12 protein-coding genes and 1 pseudogene are annotated in these 18,547 nt (G+C 48.4%); 6 read left to right on the forward strand and 7 right to left on the reverse strand.

What is annotated here, in order from left to right:
- The first annotated feature begins 148 nt into the window (after positions 1-148).
- From HHX48_RS14315 to HHX48_RS14335, 5 genes and pseudogenes are all read left to right on the forward strand, one after another.
- Positions 149-871, forward strand: a pseudogene (locus tag HHX48_RS14315) (ABC transporter ATP-binding protein).
- The gene (locus tag HHX48_RS14320) at positions 868-2,301 is read left to right on the forward strand and encodes an ABC transporter permease (RefSeq protein WP_191026118.1); all 1,434 of its coding nucleotides are present in this window, start codon (positions 868-870) and stop codon (positions 2,299-2,301) included. The pseudogene HHX48_RS14315 and the gene HHX48_RS14320 overlap by 4 nt, the downstream one beginning before the upstream one ends.
- Positions 2,298-3,563 (forward strand): DUF3526 domain-containing protein, encoded by a 1,266-nt coding sequence (locus HHX48_RS14325; protein ID WP_191026119.1) that lies wholly within the window; start codon positions 2,298-2,300, stop codon positions 3,561-3,563. Before HHX48_RS14320 ends, HHX48_RS14325 begins: the two co-directional genes overlap by 4 nt.
- A 162-nt stretch (positions 3,564-3,725) precedes the next feature.
- Entirely contained in the window at positions 3,726-4,772 is a 1,047-nt protein-coding gene (locus HHX48_RS14330) for a succinylglutamate desuccinylase/aspartoacylase family protein (protein ID WP_223858414.1), read from the forward strand.
- A gap of 295 nt (positions 4,773-5,067) precedes the next feature.
- The gene (locus HHX48_RS14335) at positions 5,068-7,182 is read left to right on the forward strand and encodes a TonB-dependent siderophore receptor (RefSeq protein WP_191026120.1); all 2,115 of its coding nucleotides are present in this window, start codon (positions 5,068-5,070) and stop codon (positions 7,180-7,182) included.
- Between the two features lie 184 nt (positions 7,183-7,366).
- Here HHX48_RS14335 and HHX48_RS14340 read toward each other — a convergent pair whose 3' ends face one another.
- The 6 genes from HHX48_RS14340 to HHX48_RS14365 all read right to left on the reverse strand — a co-directional run bounded on the left by HHX48_RS14340 (position 7,367) and on the right by HHX48_RS14365 (position 15,202).
- Positions 7,367-9,283, reverse strand: a complete 1,917-nt coding sequence (locus tag HHX48_RS14340) for an RICIN domain-containing protein (RefSeq protein WP_191026121.1) — start codon at positions 9,281-9,283, stop codon at positions 7,367-7,369.
- Between the two features lie 36 nt (positions 9,284-9,319).
- Complete coding sequence (locus HHX48_RS14345) at positions 9,320-10,384, reverse strand: aldose epimerase family protein (protein ID WP_223858415.1); 1,065 nt, start codon at positions 10,382-10,384, stop codon at positions 9,320-9,322.
- A gap of 204 nt (positions 10,385-10,588) precedes the next feature.
- Positions 10,589-11,173 carry a beta-phosphoglucomutase family hydrolase gene (locus HHX48_RS14350; protein WP_191026211.1) on the reverse strand — a complete coding sequence of 195 codons (585 nt, stop codon included), beginning with the start codon at positions 11,171-11,173 and terminating at the stop codon, positions 10,589-10,591.
- 151 nt (positions 11,174-11,324) lie between these two features.
- Positions 11,325-12,824 (reverse strand): L-arabinose isomerase, encoded by a 1,500-nt coding sequence (araA, locus tag HHX48_RS14355; protein ID WP_191026123.1) that lies wholly within the window; start codon positions 12,822-12,824, stop codon positions 11,325-11,327.
- A 30-nt stretch (positions 12,825-12,854) separates the two neighbouring features.
- Positions 12,855-13,547: an L-ribulose-5-phosphate 4-epimerase gene (locus HHX48_RS14360; protein ID WP_191026124.1), complete on the reverse strand. Its 693-nt coding sequence runs from the start codon at positions 13,545-13,547 to the stop codon at positions 12,855-12,857.
- Positions 13,544-15,202, reverse strand: coding sequence for a ribulokinase (locus tag HHX48_RS14365; RefSeq protein ID WP_191026125.1), 1,659 nt, complete (start codon positions 15,200-15,202; stop codon positions 13,544-13,546). The genes HHX48_RS14360 and HHX48_RS14365 overlap by 4 nt, the downstream gene beginning before the upstream one ends.
- Positions 15,203-15,419: 217 nt before the next feature.
- Here HHX48_RS14365 and tal point away from each other — a divergent pair, with 217 nt between their 5' ends.
- Positions 15,420-16,370 carry a transaldolase gene (gene tal / locus HHX48_RS14370; protein ID WP_191026126.1) on the forward strand — a complete coding sequence of 317 codons (951 nt, stop codon included), beginning with the start codon at positions 15,420-15,422 and terminating at the stop codon, positions 16,368-16,370.
- A gap of 71 nt (positions 16,371-16,441) precedes the next feature.
- Here tal and tkt read toward each other — a convergent pair whose 3' ends face one another.
- On the reverse strand, positions 16,442-18,433 hold the full coding sequence (gene tkt, locus HHX48_RS14375; protein ID WP_191026127.1) for a transketolase: 1,992 nt from the start codon (positions 18,431-18,433) through the stop codon (positions 16,442-16,444).
- Positions 18,434-18,547 lie beyond the last annotated feature (114 nt).

Raw genomic sequence — 18,547 nt, forward strand, 5'->3', positions numbered from 1 at the left:
GCCTGAGGGCGTTAACTGCTGCTCATCCTATGTCTTTGTAGACTCGCCATTTTTTTGCCCGTTACGCCTATACACACACTTTAATCATACAATTAAAAGTTATAATATAACATTTCATTTCAATTAAAGGTGGTCGTAGGTCAAGAATATGTGTGATGTGGTTATTAAAGCTTGCAACCTGAACGTTGAGGTTCAGTCAAAAAAAATACTAAAAGACGTTTCTTTTTCTGCCAGAAAAGGCGAGGTAATGGCACTTCTTGGGGGAAATGGTGCAGGAAAGTCGACCACGCTCAAAACATTTCTTGGGTTAATGAAAGCGACCTCAGGTCAGGCAATTTTAATGGGGCAGGATGTACACAGTTCACCTGAAATTGTTCGTCAGAAAGTGGCCTACCTCCCCGAATCAGTCATGCTCTACGGGCACCTGAGCGCATTTGAGAACCTCCGCTATTTTCTCTCTCTGTCCGGAAATCCCAAAAGTGATGATGTGATCGCCTCATCACTTGAGCGGGTAGCCTTACAAGAAGCCGCCTGGCACGCATAATTTGTTGGTTACTCTAAAGGAATGCGTCAGAAAACAGCCATAGCACTGGCGCTCTTACGTGACGCGCCAATTTTATTGCTGGATGAACCAACGTCGGGTCTTGATCCGGTCGCCATTGATGAATTCAACCGCCTGATAGGTCAGCTCTCTGCACAAGGCTCTACAATCCTCATGGTCACTCATGATGTTTATGGCGCATGCCATGTCGCAAATAAAATAGGCCTTCTGCGCGATGGGCAGATTGTTGGTAAATTTGATGCACCGCCCAATGGTTATATCGACTCAGAGACTGTTCACAACGCATTTGTGCGGGATGCCGGATTATGAGCAAGACGATTCTGATTATTGCACGTGATGAATGGCGCTATTGGCAGCGATCCCGGTTATCTTTGGCGGTACTTATTATTGCGCTTTCATTGGTTGCTGCCTCTGTTTGGGTAACCAAAGTATCGAATACGGATAACGCTCATCAGCGCGCTCATATGCAGTCTCAGGCTGAGCATAGTTTTAAAGATCAGCCCGACCGTCACCCTCACAGAATGGTCCACTATGGTCACTATGTATTTCGAAGCTTGCCACCATTGGGAGCCCTGGATCCTGGAATCGATGCGCTGACCGGCAACGCAATATTTTTAGAAGGCCATCGGCAAAACTCGGCAACATTAGCGGATAAAAAGCAAAGTAGCGGTTTAACCTGGATAAGCTCCCTCACTCCGGCCTTTGTTATGCAAATTATAGCGCCGCTGTTATTAATCATTCTCGGCTTCAGTATGGTAACCAGAGAGCGGGAAGCGGGGACACTGGATTTTCTTAAAGTTCAGGGAGTATCGCTCCTTGCTCTGCTTGCCGGTAAAGGTCTTGCACTTGTAACCGCTGCCGTATTGATAAGCACCCCGCTGATAATAGGCGTAATGATCAGTGTGATTAATGGCGCAGGGTTACTTTCTGCGACTGCATTTATCGCCAGCTACTGGCTTTACCTGATTATCTGGTCTGCGATAGTACTCTTGATATCGACCCTTGTGCGCACCAACGCGTCGAGCTTTAGTGGATTGATTGCGATATGGATCCTCACATGCCTGATTATTCCGAGGGTTGCTAGCAACACTGCCGGAGTAATTGTGCACGCACCGGGCAAGCTAGAAACCGACTTGGCTATTTTGAGACAATTACGCGAAATCGGTGATGGTCATAACATGAGCAGTCGAGCAAATAGTGCCATGCGGGACAGCTTACTGGCTAAATACAATGTAAAGTCTGTTGATGCGCTGCCGGTAAATTTTAAAGGTATTGTTGCCCAACAGTCAGAGGCAGATCTGACAAAAGTGCTTAACAAGTTTGCCCGACAACAAATGCATCAGCAAACCGGCCAGGCTGAGATTTTCCGCTATTTTGGCTGGCTCTCTCCCATGATCGCTATTCAGAATGCTTCAATGAAACTGGCTGCAACAGATCTTGAAAATTATCACGAATTTCTGCAACAGGCCGAAACCGCACGATATGATTTTGTGCAGTCGCTGAACAGACTCCACGCTGAAAATATGACGCTGGAACAGGACTCGAATAAATACCGGAATGATGTCGCTAAAAAAGCCGCAACCGTAAGCGCTGATAATTGGCAAATCCTCTCTGATTTTTCATTTTCCCCTCTTTCCGAAAAACAGCGAATTACGAACAGCCTTTTCGCCATATCTCAATTGCTTTTGATGTTAGGCGCATTACTGGCAACGCTTTCATTTGCAGGTAAACGACTATGAACTGGATAGATATTCGCCGCGAAGCGCTATTTTTAATTAGTAAAAAAAGCATCGTTGCTTTATTAATTATCGCGACGCTATTGTCCATATTTTCAGTATGGACAGGAAGTGTTGAAATTGCCCAGCAGCGGGCGACCATTCAAAGGCTGATTGACGCTGACGAACTGGACAGAAAAGCCGTTACCGAGCAATACCATGATTACGGTTATATTGCTTATTACACATTCCACCTAACCTATGCACCGCCCTCCCCCCTTGCATTTGCCGCGTTGGGCGTCAGAGATGTGTATCCGTGGAAGCATCGGATCAGAATGCTTGCTCTGGAGGGTCAGATTCACGAGTCTGATACACAGAATCCGGAGTTGGCACTGGCGGGAAAAATTGACTTCACGTTTGTCGTTGCCGTGTTTTCTCCTTTACTTTTGCTCTTATTACTACACGACATGCGCGCGAGCGAACGGGCAGCATCTCGCTATGATTTTTTAATGGTTACCCGTAGACATCGTTATAACTTATGGCCACTACGGGCCGGGATTACGGTGGCGCTGTTATGGTTGGCGTTGATTATACCGTTTATTGCAGGCGCTTTATTTAACGGTGTAACCGTTGGTTTAATTATCCTGGTTTCTCTGACCGTAGCGGCTTACCTGTCGGGCTGGGCGGTATTGTGCTATTGGGTTTCACGTATACATGCGTCTGCACCTGTCCTGGCATCCCTCATATTGGGTGCGTGGCTGCTGACAACATTCATTATCCCCTCCGCAGGCAATGTCATTATTGACAAGTACTATAATGGACCTCACGGCGGCGCTGTGCTGATGACGCAGCGCGAAGCAGTTAACGATGCCTGGGATTTACCCCATGAGACAACGATGGCGGCATTTTTGGAAAATCATCCTCAATGGGCAGGAAAAACTGATACCAACAGCCTGTTTGAATGGAAATGGTATTACGCGTTTCAACAAGTCGGCGATGAAAAAGTCCAGCCTCTGGCAGAGGCATACCAGCAAACCGCAAAAGATAGATATGAGACAGCGGGCTGGGTAGCATTGTTATCGCCGGCAACATTGCTTCAGCGACAGTTGACTCAATGGGCCGACACCGACGCTACGGCAGCCTGGCAATACAACGATAAAGTCAGGTCGTTTCACGCAGAATTACGCCACTTTTATTACCCACTGTTATTTAACGATAAAGACTTTGAAAAAGCAGCATTACAAAAGCGACCTGAATTCGACACCGTCAAGAAGTCGGATGAATAATCAGGATGTTGCATTTTAAATTTGTTCAGTCAGGTGTAGCCACCTGCCTGGACGTCAATCGAAAACATCAGTGTGCCCGAACATTTACGCTTTTTGTTTTACACGATCATTGCCGGCAACTGTCGCTTTGCTCTTTACCATCATAAGTAAGGTTTACTATTCATGCGAAACATCCCTTCAATCCGTATAGTGAAAAAATACGCCCTCTTCATGCTATGTACTTTGTGTTCACAGGTAGACGCTAAAGATACATTTGAACTTATGGGTGAGAAAACTGCAGTCGGCGAGAAGCACGCCTTCATGGCCAGACAGGATGATATAAAATTACCGGTAACGGTAGTAAATGGTGCAGAATCAGGCCCCACCTTATTACTGGCAGCGGGGACGCATGGCGATGAGTTCCCTTCAATATTTGCACTGCAAAGACTGGCTCAGGAACTCGATGCGCAAACGGTGAAAGGCACAGTCATTTTTTTGCATCTTGCTAATCTGGATGGCTTCCACGGACGCCGGCTAGCATTAAATCCTAAGGATGAGAAAAACCTCAACCGAGAATTTCCCGGGAGCCCCACCGGCACAGCAACCGAGCAACTGGCTAATTTGTTAACCCGAGAATTTATCAGCAAGATAGATTATTTTGTTGATATGCATTCGGGCAGCTCGAATCAGAAGTTACTCAACCATGTATATTCACCGTTTGTTGGCGATGAAAAGCTGGATGCACTGACGTTTGAGTTTGCTAAAGCTACAGGTATGCAGCATATCGTGATGTATGGTGACAGACCGAGAGATCCTGCCAATTCGGTGTCGTTTCCCAATACCGCTATGACCCGTGGCATCCCCGGACTGACTACTGAAGTCGGGCACCTTGCTGAGCGCGATGAAAAATCCATCGAATTTGCTTTTGATATAGCTAAAAACACAATGATATTTCTGGATATGCTTCCCGGAGAACACGCTGTTCATCCAAATCCGGTCATTTATGAGAACGTAAAATATTTAAACAGTGCGCACGATGGTTTTTTCACACCACTGACAATAATTGGTCAGAAGGTGAAAGCCGGGGCCAGACTGGGAACGATCTCAGATTATTTTGGCAAAGTTCAGCAAACGATTACTGCCCCTACCGACGGCACCATTTTAATGATTAACGAGACCCCTCCCATCCAAAGTGGCGAATCGCCAGTTGCCATCGGCATCGTCCGGTAATCACTTTTATCGTCGCCGGATATCCTGTTCAGGTGATATCCGGCCATTCTTTACCTTTAGCCTTCACGGGCAAATATCAATGTTGTTTCTCACGATGGTGAAAAAGCGATATCACCACGAGTATAAGCAATTGGTCCGCGTCGTTACTTAATTGTTTTGGCTATCCATGTCACACATACCGAACTGCCTTGAGATGAAACCTATAATCTGAGAGATAGTAGTGAATACCAAATAATTGCTGAATGAAATGTTATATTATATCATTTTTAAATTACTCCTAATATTTTAAGTAGTTATGAAAGCTTTCATTCTCTATCCACTTCTTTTCGTCAGCCCTCTTGCCAGCGCCCAAAATGAAAGCGCTGTAAATAGTGAGACTGATAAAGACATCGAGCACATTGAAGTCCGGCAGCATTGGCAACCATTTCGCGGCAATGTTCCTTTATTTGAAACGCCGCAGGCGGTAGATCGCATAAACGCTGAAACCCTGGATAATGAGGGAATTACCCAATTTATTGATGCGCTGAACTTTTCACCCAGTATTGTCAGGCAAAACAATTCCGGCGGAATGTTCGACAGCTTCGCAATTCGAGGGTTTTCGGGCGATGAAAATAACCCGACAGGCTATCTAATCAATGGTTTTAATGTGCGCGGGTACAGTGGTAACAGAGGCACGGTAAATATTGAAACCGTTGAAGTTATGAAGGGACCAGGCTCTGCGCTTTATGGCCAGGGAGAGCCGGGCGGAACAATCAATATTATTACCAAGAAACCACGCTTTGATGAGCAGGGATATATTCAGGGAACCGTTGGTAACTTCGATAAAAAGATTCTCGAATTCGATTATACCAACGGACTGAACAGACAGAGCGCTTATCGCCTTACCGGCTCCTATGAGGATTCAGACACCTATCGTGACCATGTTTATTTTAAGAACCTGACGCTGAATCCCTCTTTTTTGTGGAATATCTCTGATTCGACGAATGTGTCCTACGAAATGGAGGTTCTGGAACAGGAAAAACCATTAGACCGTGGCGTATTTATTCTTAATGACAACTTTGATGATGTAGCGCCAGAAAGCTTTTACGGCGATGTTCGCGATGGTGCGCATGAGGTTAAAGCCTGGGGCCATCAGTTAGTTGCCAATCATGCGCTTAACCGTGACTGGCACCTGTTGGCAGGGCTTTCCTACCGCGACTCATCGTTTGAAGGGCAATCATCAGACACTGAGCTTTCTGATGGTCGGCAGTTATTGTATACCGACCCAACCGTGCTTTCCCGTCAAAGGCGAACCCGCGATTATCAGGCGCGCGATTTGTCTGTGCGTTTTGAACTTAGCGGCGAAGTTACCTTAGGCTCCATTGTCAATAATGTACTAATGGGCGTAGATTATTACAATTATCACCTGGATACCGATTACAGAAGGTGGCGTACCGACTGGGGGTCACAAGACACCACATACAGCATCGACCCTCAACGCCCCGATTACACAATTGCACGACCCGACGTAACGCCAACAACGTTGACGGCAGAAAAGCAAACCGGACAGGGCTTTTACGCCCAGGATCTGGCCGAGCTAACTGACAATACAAAATTTCTTATCGGCTTTCGTGTAGATAAGTTCGAGCAGGAAATTCTTAACAAGCTGAGTGGTTTGCCACAAGAACAGGATCAAACACAGTTTTCTCCTCGGTTAGGCCTTGTTTACGACATCAACGATAACCTCAATATCTATTCCAGTTATGCACAAGGATTCAGACCTAACCCAGGATTGGATGCAGACAGAAATGCCTTTGATCCTGAAGAAACTGTTTCCTACGAAGTAGGTGCAAAATGGCAAAATATCGGCGGGCGTTTTTCAGGAAGCATTGCTGTGTTTAGTGCAGAAAAAGAAAATATGCTTACCGCCGAGCCAAATACCGGCTTTTCAGCAACCTTGGGCGAAGTTGAAAGTCAGGGGCTTGAGCTGCAACTCACTGCCGATGTGACTGACAACACCCGGCTTGAGCTTGGCTACGCGTACACCGATGCAAAAACTGCCAATCAAGCGATAGATTCTGATTTTGGTGTAACCATCCCAAAAGGTGCAAGGCTGATCAATGTGGCCAAAAATGCAGGATATGTATCCTTGCGGCATTACGCGACTATCATGTCTAAAGAAGTATATCTGGGTGCTATGGCTCATTATGTGGGCGACCGGCTGGGCGAGACCACCGACCCTGACTATATTCTTCCTTCCTATTCGCTGGTCAATATCTCAGCCTCTATGGCTATGACAACAAACCTGAGTTTGAACGTAGATGTGAACAATCTTTTTGATGAAACATACTTCGAGAACTCGTACCACAAGTTGTGGACAATGCCAGGCTCGCCACTTAATTACACCGCCAGTGTTAAATATCAGTTCTAATCGTTTGATAATTTAATCCAGTCTGCTTTCAGCGCGCTGGATTAAATCATGTCTGCACTAAGTCAGATGTCATCCTCAAATTATGGTGCGCTTAGCGAGCAAAATTCCGGTACCGAAAACTATAGCCGGTTAAGGATGCGCATAAAAAAACCGCCGGGAGGCGGTTTTTTTGTTCTATCAGATATTATTGTGGAGACCTGAAATGAAACACCTGACATTTCGTTTTCATATCGGGTTGCTGGGCGATGTTTGTACCATCAGCCAGGCCACAGTCAGACACGCCCATAGCCTGATTGTTATAGCGGTTGATTAACATCACTCCCCCACCCTCAGAAGGACGAATTTTCCACTGCGCAGTGGCCGACTCGCACTGGGTCATTGCCAGGTTGGCACCCGGTACAACCGCATTATCTTCTGTCGCGATACACAGGTTACTATCTGCATCCGTCTTTAAACTGACATAGCCGGTGTCTGTTGGTACGATCGACCAGTGCTGATTCTCCTCATAATCAAAAGCCCGTTGCTCTACGTTATTACCATCCTGCGCCACGCTTACGGCTTTACCACTTTGCTGACTCAAGATGACCACGTCGCCCACAGGGCGAAGTTGCCACTGCGTACAGGCGCTGTCTTTGTTTTGTTGTAACACAGCCTGATTGGCCGCTGCCGAGCAGCCAGCAATAGCGAGAGGCTTTTCTGAATAGCGGTTGGTAATAGTAATATTGCCATCGGTGCCGCTTTCCAGCTTCCATTGCTGGCAAAAATTATTGCGCCACGCTGCGGTCTGAACACGCGCATTATCGGCAGTGGCACAGTCCGCCACACCCAGGAATTTACTGTCTTCGCGATTTGCCAGTCTGACAAAACCATCGGTAGTAGGATCCAACACCCACTGGCCATTGGTCGCTGAACACTGGCGCTGTATTGCGCGGTTGTCCTGTGGATCAGGCGAAATATCAAGACACAGTTCACTGGTTGCATTAACCAGGTGATAGCGCTGACCCTGTACGCGTGTTACCAATGGGCCGTTCTCACCGGAAGGCGGTGGTACTTCAACACCCGGCGTTAACGGCTTCCCAAAGTCAGGCGTCCCATCATCGTTCCAGCCAAATTTTTGCGCCCGCAGCGAACGCGTTGCTGAACAGCCGTGTTCAACGGAATCATTGCCATGATAGACCAACCAGTCTTCACTGCCATCCGGGGAGGTGAAAAAGCCGTTGTGGCCAGGCCCGAAAACCTCTTCCGTGCGCTCGAATACGGGTTCGTCGAATTTTTTCCAGGCGCTGGCTTTCATAGGATCATCCCCCACCAGCTCCAGCAGACCAAGCTTGTAGTCAGGCGTGTTACAAAAACTCGCCGAATACGTCATAAAGGTGCGACCGTTATGCTGCAGAATTTCAGCGCCTTCTGTGACCTTGCGACCACTGATCTCCCAGTCCAACTCCGGACGGGTGATGACGGTATGGTCCTGATCTTTTTTCAGTGTCCAGGGATTCTCCATCTCAGCAATAATGTTTAGCTGTTGGTCGCCCTGCCACTGGGAGTAAATGACATACAATTTCCCATCATGCTCAAGATAGTTACCGTCGATATTCCACACATCCGGCATCAAAGCACCTTTGTACTGATAAGGTCCCATAGGATCGTCGCCGGCACTTTCCAGAACATTAAGGTGCTGATTGTCCAGCGTGCCGTCCTTTCCGGCGGTATACATCATGTACCAGCGATAACCATCAGGCCCTTTGAGACGATGAAATTCAAACGCCCAGAAGTTACAACAACGCTCGGGATCGGTGGATGACCATACATTAACGGGTGTCGCATCCGCCAGTCCTGCCAGCGTGGGTGCTTTGCGCATCACCAGCTCTGACGTCCAGGTGGTGGTGGTCAGGTAGTAATTACCGTCCCAGTACTCCAGCCAGGGATCGGCGCCGTTGGGAAATAAGGGATTGGTAAACGTACCGCTTTTGCGAATATCCGGCTTCATCGCGCTCTGGTCAGTATCGACGTTGGTTGCCTTGCCGTCTGACGCAGACTGGCACGCACTAAGGCCAGATACCAACAGCAGCGCCGCGATTGCCTGAAAAAAATAGGTTTTCATGAGTCTTTTTCTGCCTTTACAAGCTTATTCGTACCATTAGCGCGTGCCAAAGGCATAAACAATGCGGGTTGAATAAACCTCCCCAGGATTCAGCGTTGTGCTGGCAAAATCTGGCTGATTGGGCGAATCAGGATTGTGCTGCGGCTCTAAGCAAAATGCACTACGCTTGTTATGTACCATCCCCCTTTGCTTTGTGCTGCCATCCAGAAAGTTGCCTGAATAAAACTGTACTGCCGGCTCTTCCGTCAACACGGTGAGTGTGCGGCCGGAGTCCGGCTCATACACATTGGCAGCTTCTACTAACTCCCCATCCGGCGAGTCCTTGAGCACAAAATTATGATCATACCCTTTGCCGCGAGACAATTGTGTATTGTCAGCGTCAATCTCTTTGCCCATTGCTTTTGGCTGCGTAAAATCAAAGGGCGTGCCTTTCACCGACGCAATTTCACCAGTGGGGATTAAGCCTTCATCGACCGGTGTATAGGTATCGCCGTTAATTTGCAGCACGTGATCCAAGATGCTTCCTTCGCCCTGCAGATTAAAGTAGGTATGCTGTGTGAGGTTCACGATCGTCGGTTTATCCGTGGTCGCCACAAAAGCCATATCCAGCTTATTATCATTGGTCAGCGTATAGGTGACCTGGGTGTTTAGTGTACCCGGATATCCCTGGTCGCCATCCGGGCTAATCAGTGTAAGGGTAACACCGGCCGACGTTTTGGTAACAAATGGCTCCATCTGCCAGACTTTTTTATCAAAGCCTTGTATACCGCCGTGCAGGTGGTTGTCTCCATCATTGGTGGCAAGCTGGTATTCCGTGCCATTTAACCGGAATTTTCCGTTGGCGATACGATTTCCGTAACGACCAATAATGGCGCCAAAATAAGGGTTGGCATCAACATAATCCTGCAGGTTGTCCATACCCAGAACGATATTGCCGGCTTTGCCGTCTGCATCAGGCGTGACCAGACGGCTAATGATGCCGCCATAGCTGATGACATCAGCTTCGATACCCCGGCCATTTTTTAACGTTACTTTATAAACCGGCGTGCTGTCGGGCATATCACCGTAATGTGTCATCTGTGCAGATGGTTGATTATTCATTGATTCGGCTCCGTGAGCATAACTCTGGCTGGAAAAAAATGTCAGTGTCAGTGTTGCAGCAACGAGGCTGCCGGTTAGACAACGTGATAATAAAGACTGGGGCCGTTGTGGCGCGAGTGCAGATAACACCATGACTTACAATTCCCTAAAAAAATTTATACTTTTATATTACAAAATAAAGGTACATTGCAAGTGCAGTCAGACTTAACGCTTAACTTTTCCGTCCACAACAAGAAAATATGCCATGCCGGCACGCTCAGCCGCTTGCTTACCAATATCGGTATCCTCAAATACCACACATTCTTCAGGCTTAACATTCATGAGCCGGGCTGCTGTTAAGAAAGTTTCAGGATGCGGTTTACCGTGAGTGACATCAGAGGCGGTAACCATCGCATCAAGTTTGTTCAACAAATCGTGATGATTCAACAAATGTTCCGCATGGGCCCGTTCCGATCCGGTGCCAATCGCTACCTGCATTTTGGGGCGGTAATGATGAAAAATCTCAGTGGTTTCAGCAATGAGCGAAGGTATGAAATCCATTGTTTCCCAGACTTCTCTTTTACGACGCGCAACTTCATCAGGACTGTGGCTACTGCCGTGTTTTTCGTTAAGAATTTCTACTGTTTTGCGGGTAGGTACCCCGCCTAAACCGTACATATAATCCCGATCAAAGGGTATTTTGAAGCTTTCACAGGTCTGTTTCCAGGCTTCCATGTGCGCGCCCATCGAATCAATCAGGGTGCCATCCATATCAAAGATAATGGCCTTGTAAGCGCTCAGGTCTATCAAAGTTGTTGTCATCGTTACCCACCTTCGGTCCGGCAGGCGGTACGTGCCGGAAATTGTATTGAATCAGAAACAACAAAACTGACCACCAGGGCCAGCTTTGTTAGATAAAACAAGTCAGTAACAACATCAGGTATTGATGCGTCAGTGTGACTTATACGCCTTGTCTGAGCATATAATATGCTGCGTTGTTGCGCAGTTCTGATTTTAACCCACGGATTGTTGTATCCTGGTCTATCACGACTGTTTCAACGCCAGCCATCTCTGCATAGTCCACAATCATATCAGTGGTAACCGCCTGACTGTACGCAGTGTGGTGCGCACCGCCGGCATGAATCCACGCTGCAGCTGCAACAGACAGATTCGGTTTTGGCTCCCACAGTGCAGACGCTACCGGTAAGTGTGGCAACTCAGCAGGCGGTGCAACCGTTTCCACTTCGTTAATCAAAATCCGGAAACGATTGCCCATATCAATAGGTGATACGTTGATTGCCGGACCTGGTGTTGCAGTGAAAAGCAGTCGACCCACATCACACTTTACACCGATTGTATGGTGATGGACTTCAAGTCTGGGTTTGGCTGACGAAATACTGGGACAAATTTCCAGCATGTGCGCGCCCAATACCTGATCCGGATCGCCCAGATTATAGGTGTAATCTTCCATGAAAGAACAACCACCCTGACGCCCTTCGCCCATGGCTTTCATAATGCGAACCATAGCAGCGGTTTTCCAGTCACCCTCGCCGCCATAGCCGTAACCTTTCGACATCAGACGCTGGGTAGCCAGTCCCGGCAGACCTGACAGCCCCGCCAGATTTTCAAAGCAATTAGTAAATGCCTTGAAGTTGCCATCATCTAAAAAGCGCTGCATGCCCAGTTCCAGGCGAGCTTCGTTCTCAATCATCGCTTTATGATGGCTGTCTTTCCATGTGTCATTACTGATGATGTAATCATTATGATATTCATCTAACTGCGCAGACACATCTGCATCGGATACGGCATCAACGCGTTCAGCAAGTTCAGCCGTACCAAAGGCATGAACCTCGTAGCCGAACTGGATTTGCGCTGCCACCTTATCGCCTTCGGTTACCGCTACCTGACGCATGTTATCGCCAAAGCGCGCTACTTTCAGAGTCTGGCTCTCATGCCAGCCAATTGCCGCCCGGCACCAGTCATCAATCTGGGCCAGCACATCTGAACGCTCCCAATGCCCGACAACCACTTTACGCTCTTTACGCATGCGGGTGCCGATAAAGCCAAACTCACGGTCGCCGTGAGCGCTTTGGTGCGTGTTCATGTAATTCATGTTGATAGAATCCCATGGCAGCGCAGCATTAAATTGCGTGTGCAGGTGCATCCACGGCTTATTAAGTTCGTTAAGCCCTGCAATCCACATTTTGGCTGGCGAGAATGTGTGCATCCACAAAATCAGGCCCACACAGTTCTTATCAGCATTTGCCTGCTGACAGACTGCATAAATTTCATCAGGCGATTTAACAATGGGTTTAAAGACAATGTTGACCGGCAGTTTGCTAGTGCCATTCAGGCCTTTGACAATGCCTTCACTGTCGCTGGCTACATTTTCCAATACTTTCGGGCCGTACAGGTGCTGTGAGCCTGTGACAAACCAAACTTCTTTCGTCATCGTCGTCATAAGTAAATCCTCTTCAATTCTGCACGGTGCTTAGCTTTGCCCGTAATAGGCGTCTTTACCGTGTTTACGTAAATAATGTTTGTCCATCACAGCTTGCTTGAGCACAGCTGCGTGCGGATCCAACGTTCTTGTCAGGTACGCCATCCGGGCAATTTCTTCCAGTAATGCTGCGTGGTAAACCGATTGCGCAGCATCGTTACCCCATGTGAAAGGTGCATGGCCGGCTACGATGACCATGGGAGCGGCTTTTGGATCACGCTCTGCATAGGCATCGGTTATCTGCACCCCGGTTTCTTCTTCGTAATCCCCGTTTACCTGTTCATCCGTTAAATCGCGCGTGCAGGTGATTTCGCCGTGAACATAATCGGCGTGGGTAGTCCCCAAACAGGGAATGCTCTGACGTGCCTGCGCCCATGCTGTGGCATAGGTGCTGTGGGTGTGGGTAACACCGCCGATACTGTCAAAGGCTCGATATAAGTGCGTATGCGTTTTAGTATCAGAAGACGGGCGCATCTTGCCTTCCACCACCGTGTTTTCCAGATCGACGATCACGATGTCTTCCGGCTTCATGTCTTCGTAGGCAACGCCACTTGGCTTTATTGCCACCACGCCCTTGTCGCGGTCTATCTGCGACACATTGCCAAAGGTATAGATCACCAGGTTTCTGCGCTGAAGCTCCATATTGGCTTCAAATACTTCACGCTTTAATTCTTTGTAACTCATGGATTACCTCCATCGACAAATTGCCCCAGTTGCGTGTACTTGTGATAAAGCACATCATAAACAGCCGCTCGCTTCGCATCTGGCGTATATTGTTTGGCCACAGGCGATGCCATTACCTGTTGAGCCGCTTCCACCGTATCGAACTCCCCGGCCGCAACTGCAGCCATAATTGCAGCGCCCAAAGCACAACTTTGCTCGCTTTCAAGCACATCAATGGGGCAATTCCAGACATCCGCACAGGTTTGCATGACATAGTCTGACTTTTTGGAAATACCACCAATGGTTACCACTGAGCTAATCGGCACGCCCTGTTGCTCAAACCGTTCGGTAATCGCGCGGGCACCAAATGCGGTAGCTTCGACCAGCGCCTTAAACAGCTGAGGTGCGTCGGCGCCCATCTTTATTCCGGCCATTGCCATAGCAACACTTTGATCAGCATCAGGTGTGCGACGTCCATTGACCCAGTCAAGCGCAACGATGTCGCTTTCTTTAACCGGCAACAAGGATGCTGCATCAGACAAACGGACCAGGGCAGACTCTTCAATTTTTTCCACCAGCTCACGCTGACCTGATTCAGTCAGTTCGCTCATTAATTGGCGGGTGGGCCATAGCACCACATCTTTAAACCAGGCATAAAGATCCCCAAAGGCAGACTGCCCGGCTTCAAGTCCAATCATGTCTGGCACCACTGAACCATCTACCTGACCACAGATGCCTTTAACACAGGTATCGCCTAGCTGAGACTTGGAGGTCACGGTGATATCACAGGTCGAGGTGCCCATCACTTTGGTCAACACGCCTTGTCTGACATTGGCTGCTACCGCGCCCATATGGCAATCAAAAGCACCATATCCAATCGCAATGCCTTCAGGTAACCCAAGTTTTTCCGCCCATTCAGCGGTCAGTTCGCCGGCTTTTTCGTGGCTGGATTTCGTTTCAGCGTTGATGTGGTCCACCATGCCGTCCAGCAGCGGATCGATACCAGTGAAAAAATCATTAGGCGGGAAGCCGCCCCACTGCTCATTCCACATCATTTTGTGACCACTGGCACAGCGGCCGAAAGTCATTTGTGAAGGATGGGTTTTTCCACACATCAGTGCAGTCATCCAGTCACAATGTTCAACCCACGCATAGGTGGCCGCTTTAACGTCAGCATCGTTTCTGAAAATATGCAGCGCTTTGGCCCAATACCACTCAGAGGAATAAATGCCACCCATGTAAGCCAGATAGTTGATATCGTTACTGTTGGCCGCTTCGGTGATTTCTTTAGCTTCTTTGAGCGCGGTATGATCTTTCCACAACACAAACATGGCGTTCGGGTTTTCAGCAAACGCGTCCGTCAGCGCAAGAGGCGTACCGCTGTCATTTATCGCAACGGGCGTGGAACCTGTAGTGTCGAAACTCATGCCAATAACATTATCGGCCGTACCGGCTGGCACTTTTTCCCAGAGTCCACGAACAACAGCAATAAGACTGTCGATATAATCCTGCGGATGCTGACGATACTGATCTTCTGCAGGTACACAGTAGCGCCCCTGCGACCAGCGCGGATAGTTTATTTGATGACTGGCTAGTTCGGCGCCGGTGCTCACGTCCACCAGAAGTGCACGTACTGAGTCCGAACCATAATCCAATCCCAGCGAATAGCGAGACATAGAGACCCTTTTCGATGAACTGTTAACAAAATTAGTCACAACATTTATTTGTATGATAATATCAACAATACCGAATTGTAAAGGTAATATAAAAAGATTATTAACAGGATGCGCTGGCTTTTGCTCCGTATCCGGCAAGCCTGCCTGCAGTTCGTCGTTTTGGGGCACTTAAGTAAGTAGCCTGTCATTTAACCCTGACACGTTTTATGGAATGCGTATGCCAACACAGTTAGAACAGTTAAAAACCATGACTACCGTAGTTGCAGATACCGGTGATTTTAATGCGATTGAGCATTATCAGCCGCAAGACGCTACGACGAATCCTTCTTTACTATTAAAAGCGATGCAGTCAGAGGCTTTCCGGCCGCTGGGTGTAGAAGCGATGGACTGGGCGCGTCAGCAAAACCCTGCCGATGAGGTGGTCGCGCTGGCAGCAGATAAACTGGCGGTGATGATTGGATGTAAATTACTGGAGCAGGTACCAGGCCTGGTCTCAACGGAAGTCGATGCACGCTTGTCATTTGATACCATGGCGACGGTTGAAAAAGCCCTCACGCTCATTGCATTGTATGAAGAGGCTGGCGTGGATACCTCCCGGGTTCTGATTAAAATTGCTGCAACATGGGAAGGCATTCAGGCTGCGCACATTCTCGAATCCAAAGGTATACGCTGCAACGTCACACTGGTGTTTTCCTTTGCCCAGGCCCGCGCCAGTGCTGAGGCGGGTGCCTACCTCATCTCACCTTTTGTAGGTCGTATCCTGGACTGGTATAAAGCCAATGTGCCGGATCAGGACTACAACGGTGCCAATGACCCGGGTGTGGTTTCAGTAAAAACCATCTATAACTACTTTAAAGAACATGATTTCCAGACGATTGTGATGGGTGCCAGTTTCAGAAATACCAGCGAAATACAGGAACTGGCCGGGTGCGACCGCCTGACCATCGGTCCGGCTCTGCTAGAAGAACTGGCGCAGTCTGAAGCGGCACTTGAACAGAAATTGTTTGCAGCCAAACAGGTTTCACCACGCGACCCGGTACTCAGTGAACAGACTTTCCGCTGGCAGATGAATCAGGACAAAATGGCCAGTGACAAACTGGGTGAAGGGATCCGTCAGTTTGCCGTTGATCAGGAAAAACTGGAAGATTTACTCAACGCACTTGGTTAACTGCGCTTCTCAACAAATACAAAAAACCCGGCATGCGCCGGGTTTTTTATTCATCAAAAATCGTTGCAACGCTACTTAAGTAACGCTTTGGCTTTTGTTACCACATTCTCAGTCGTAAACCCAAAGTGCTCCATCAGTACTGCACCGGGTGCGGACTCTCCAAAGGTTGTCATCCCGACGATGTCGCCGTTGCTACCAACATACTTGTACCAGAAGTCGCTGTGCGCAGCCTCAATAGCAAGCTTAGGAATATCGGCTGGCAGTACACTGTCGCGGTACGCTTTGTCCTGCTGGTCAAAATAAGAAGTTGAAGGCATAGACACCACCCGCACGGCAATCCCCTCTTCTTCCAACTGCTGTGCCGCATTCATCGCCAAATTCACTTCCGAACCGGTTGCGATAAGAATCAGTTTTGCGTCATCCGTCTCTTTCAGGATGTAGCCACCTTTGGCGATATTCTCGACCTGAGACGCATCACGCGCTATTGACTGTGTACCCTGACGAGTGAAGACCAGCGCGCTGGGTCCACTTTTTATCAACGCCTGACGCCACGCCTGCGCAGTTTCCGTTGCATCGCAAGGACGCCATGTTGATAAGTTAGGGGTCATGCGCAGATTAGCTAATTGCTCAACAGGCTGGTGCGTCGGACCATCTTCACCCTGGCCGATAGAATCATGGGTATACACAAAAATATCTTTGGCTTTCATCAGAGATGCCATTCGCACCGCATTTCGTGCGTATTCCATGAACATCAGGAAGGTGGCACCAAACGGTACAAAACCACCATGCAGCGCAATACCATTCATGATCGCGCTCATACCGAATTCGCGGACGCCATAGTAAATATAGTTACCGGCGGGATCGTCCTGTAATCCTTTTACTTCAGGCCACAGCGTCAGATTTGATCCAGCCAGATCTGCTGAACCACCCAGCAATTCAGGCAACTGCGAAGCAAAATAGCCAATCGCATTTTGTGAGGCTTTGCGTGTGGCCATGTCTGACATCTCCTGCTGACAAGCCTGCACATATTCAGCTGATGTTTGCGCAAAGTTTTCCGGTAACGCCCGATCAATGACCCGACGCTTAAATTCTCTGGCTTCTTCCGGATAAGCATTCTCATAGTCAGAAAACAGCACGTTCCAGTCTTTCTCGCGTTGTGCACCCGCCTCTTTTGCATCCCACTGCGCATAGACATCATCAGGAATGCTGAATGCTTCGTCCTTCCAATTTAGAAATTCACGCATCAGAGTGACTTCATCAGCACCTAATGGCGCGCCATGGCTTGAGTGACTGCCGCCTTTGTTCGGTGAGCCAAAACCAATGACCGTTTTACAGCTGATCAGGGTCGGTTTATCAGACTGACTTTTTGCCTTTTCGATGGCGGCGGCAATAGCGTCACTGTCATGACCATCTACATCAGCGATAACCTGCCAGCCATATGATTCAAACCGTTTAGCGGTATCGTCGGTAAACCATCCCTCAACTTCACCATCAATAGAAATACCATTATCGTCATAAAAGGCGATAAGTTTGCCCAGACCCAGGGTACCCGCCAAAGAACAGGACTCATGGGAAATCCCCTCCATCAGGCAGCCATCACCTAAAAAGCAGTAGGTGAAATGGTCCACCAGCGCATAATCGGGTTTGTTGAACTGAGCGGCCAGTGTTTTTTCTGCTATCGCCATGCCCACTGCATTAGCAATACCCGCGCCCAGCGGGCCCGTGGTAGTTTCTACTCCGGGGGTATAGCCGTATTCGGGATGCCCCGGTGTTTTTGAGTGTAGCTGACGAAAGTTACTCAACTCTTCGATAGGCAGGTCGTAACCGGACAGATGTAGCAAGGCATATTGCAGCATCGAGCCGTGACCGTTGGATAACACAAATCGGTCCCGGTTTGGCCATTCCGGGTTGGACGGATTATGGCTCAGATGTTGCTGCCACAGTACTGTGGCGATATCAGCCATTCCCATTGGTGCGCCAGGATGCCCTGACTTTGCTTTTTCCACCGCATCAGCGGCTAACACGCGAATCGCGGCAGCGGACTTAGAACCGGTATATTTCATGAAACCTCACAAACGTAGTATTGTATTATAATTAATTGAGCCAGAATTCCCCGCTCTATTCAAGTACCCTGTGCGTAAAATGTAAGAAAAGTGTGAACGATTGTCTTTATCTTA

Source organism: Salinimonas profundi, from assembly GCF_014750655.1.
Lineage (GTDB): Bacteria > Pseudomonadota > Gammaproteobacteria > Enterobacterales > Alteromonadaceae > Alteromonas > Alteromonas profundi_A.